General features: G+C 31.9%; 5 protein-coding genes and 1 tRNA gene. All 6 read right to left on the bottom strand.

What is annotated here, in order from left to right; all coding sequences use genetic code 11:
- The coding region (locus N4A48_RS09695; RefSeq protein WP_293665711.1) for a GTP-binding protein at window positions 1-126 on the bottom strand (126 nt) is incomplete at its 3' end.
- 63 nt (window positions 127-189) lie between these two features.
- A tRNA-Thr gene (locus N4A48_RS09690) sits at window positions 190-265 on the bottom strand.
- Between the two features lie 55 nt (window positions 266-320).
- Complete coding sequence (gene sigH / locus N4A48_RS09685; protein ID WP_293665710.1) at window positions 321-962, bottom strand: RNA polymerase sporulation sigma factor SigH; 642 nt, start codon at window positions 960-962, stop codon at window positions 321-323.
- Window positions 963-1069: 107 nt separating this feature from the next.
- A complete protein-coding gene (locus N4A48_RS09680) occupies window positions 1070-1579 on the bottom strand; it encodes an NYN domain-containing protein (protein ID WP_293665709.1) in 510 nt (169 codons plus the stop codon).
- 1 nt (window position 1580) lies between these two features.
- On the bottom strand, window positions 1581-2321 hold the full coding sequence (gene rlmB / locus N4A48_RS09675) for a 23S rRNA (guanosine(2251)-2'-O)-methyltransferase RlmB (RefSeq protein ID WP_293665708.1): 741 nt from the start codon (window positions 2319-2321) through the stop codon (window positions 1581-1583).
- Window positions 2322-2332: 11 nt separating this feature from the next.
- The gene (locus tag N4A48_RS09670) at window positions 2333-2545 is read right to left on the bottom strand and encodes a hypothetical protein (protein WP_330665101.1); all 213 of its coding nucleotides are present in this window, start codon (window positions 2543-2545) and stop codon (window positions 2333-2335) included.
- Window positions 2546-2633: the final 88 nt, after the last annotated feature.

Below are 2633 nucleotides of genomic sequence, written 5' to 3'. Positions count from 1 at the left end.
TAATTCGTATCTTGCATGTAATGTTCTTGTTATAGCTGCTGTTAATGTTGTTTTACCGTGGTCAACGTGTCCTATTGTTCCAATGTTAACATGCGGCTTATTTCTTTCAAATTTAGCTTTTGCCATTTTAAATTCCTCCTTTAGATTTCATAAAGTACATTTGTCATTCCATTCTTAAAACAAAACTTTTGGAGCCCACGAGCGGACTTGAACCGCCGACCTCCGCCTTACCAAGGCGACGCTCTACCAACTGAGCCACATGGGCACTCTAGACTTTCGTTAAATATTTTACTACTCATAAAAAGTAAAGTCAATACGTTTTAATCATTTCTAGACTCTAAATATTTCTCCAATTTTCTTTTAACTCTTTGTAGTGCATTATCTATTGATTTTACATGTCTTTGTAGTTTATCGGCTATTTCCTGATATGATTTACCACTTAAGTATAATTCTAGAACCTCAAGCTCTAATCCACTTAATATTTGACTTATTTTAGTTTCTATATTTTTAAGTTCTTCTCTACTTATTATCAATTGTTCTGGATCAGTTATTACGCTTGTTGTAATTATATCCAAAAGAGTCCTATCTGATTCTTCATCATATATTGGCTTATTTAAAGATATATACGAATTAAGAGGTATATGTTTTTGTCTTGTTGCTGTTTTTATAGCTGTAATTATTTGTCTAGTTATACACAGCTCTGCAAAAGCTTTAAATGATGATGTTTTATCCTCATCAAAATCCCTTATAGCTTTATATAGTCCTATCATTCCCTCTTGTATTATATCTTCTTTATCTGCCCCTATTAAAAAATAAGATCTAGCTTTAGCTCGTACGAAATTTTTATATTTTTTTATTAAATATTCTAAAGCTAATGTATCCCCCTTGCTAGCTTTAATTACAATTTTTCTTTGATCTATCTCTTGTTGATAATAGTCATTTTTTTCTTGTGCAACCAACATTTATACTCCCCTCCAATAGGAAACCAAAATTTTATCCGAATAAGTACTTTCCCGAATATTTTTTCATCAATTATTATAGATAAGATTACCGCCAGAGTCAAGCTATTTCAACGGTTTCTCCTTATTTTCTCAAGTTTCGACAATGTTTCTTCATCAATGAGAGAGTCCAATGTATTTTTTTTGGTTTTTTTCTGAATTATTTTTTTTGATATTTTGGATTTAGCAAAATCAACTTCCATTTTTAATTCCCTAGCTGAAATCCTTATTGCTCCTTTTCCTAATATTATCTGTTGCTCTGCCCAATCATTAGTTGCAACTTTAATAATATCTCGTTTGCTCATTTGGCTTATAAATTTTTCTATATAGCTATCTGCTGTTTGATTTTCTTTTGTATATACAGTTTCTAAGTTTTCATATTCTTTAAATACACTTCTAGAACCTTTTACTAAATATGCATCAAATACTATTATGACCTTTATTCCATTATAAGATGCATACTCAACCATAATTTCTACTAGTTTCTGTCTTGCCATTTCTAAGCTTTCATTAGCTATTTTTTTCAATTCTTTCCAGGCATTAATTATATTATATCCATCTAAAATCAGGTATTCTTTCACTTTATCCCTCTTTGGTTTCTATTCTTTGCTTAAATGCCTCATATAACATTATAGATGCTGCTACAGATGCATTTAATGATGTTCCATTCCCTACCATAGGTATTTTCACTGTAAAATCACAATTTTCTTTTACAAGTCTTGATATCCCAGATCCCTCACTACCAACAACAATTCCTAAAGGACCTGTTAAATTTTGCTTATAATAATTTTGACCATTCATATCAGCTGCTGCTATCCAAAGACCATGTTCTTTTAACTTCTTTATAGAACTAACCAGATTAGTTACTTTGCATAGAGGTACATACTCCACAGCACCAGCAGATGCTTTTGCTACAACAGGTGTTATAGATGCCGATCTTCTCTTTGGAACTATAACTCCATGTGCTCCAACCGCATCAGCAGTTCTCATTATAGAACCTAGATTGTGTGGATCAGTTATTTCATCTAATATGACAATAAACGGATCTTCATTTTTTTGTTTTGCTATTTCAAGTATTTCTTCTAATTCATAATATTTATAGTCATTACCCAAGGCAACAACTCCCTGATGAGAATGCGACTCACTTATCTCATCTATTTTCTTTCTATCAACATATTGAACTACTATACCTTTATCCTTAGCCATTCCAATAATCTTCTTTATAGATCCTTCAGTTGTTCCTTTTGCTATTATTACTTTGTCTATATTTCTATCACCTTTTAAAGCTTCTATTACTGGATTTCTTCCTTCTATTTTCACCATAAAATCACCTCTTATAACTGCTTAAATTTTTCTCTTATCTCATTCATTTTGCCACAACTCATCTTTCCTTCTGGACATGCTCCAACTATACAATTAGGTCCGATATTTTTAAATATAATAGGAGCTACCTGCCTTACTTCTTTTAGCATCAATGTGGCCATTTGCCTTATTATAGTGATAGGTAAGACTTTGAAGTTATCTCCATCTTTTCCCCCACTCCACACCGTACGTGCGACTTTCACCGCATACGGCGTTCCATCAACCTTAAATTTTTAACAGTTCGATTTTACATTTCTTACGAAGTGTGTTAAT

It is taken from the genome of Tepidibacter sp. (assembly GCF_025210165.1).
In the GTDB taxonomy this organism is placed as follows: Bacteria; Bacillota; Clostridia; order Peptostreptococcales; family Peptostreptococcaceae; genus Tepidibacter_A.
The sequence above is the reverse complement of the archived record's forward strand: the minus strand, read 5'-3'. Positions and strand labels throughout refer to the sequence as shown.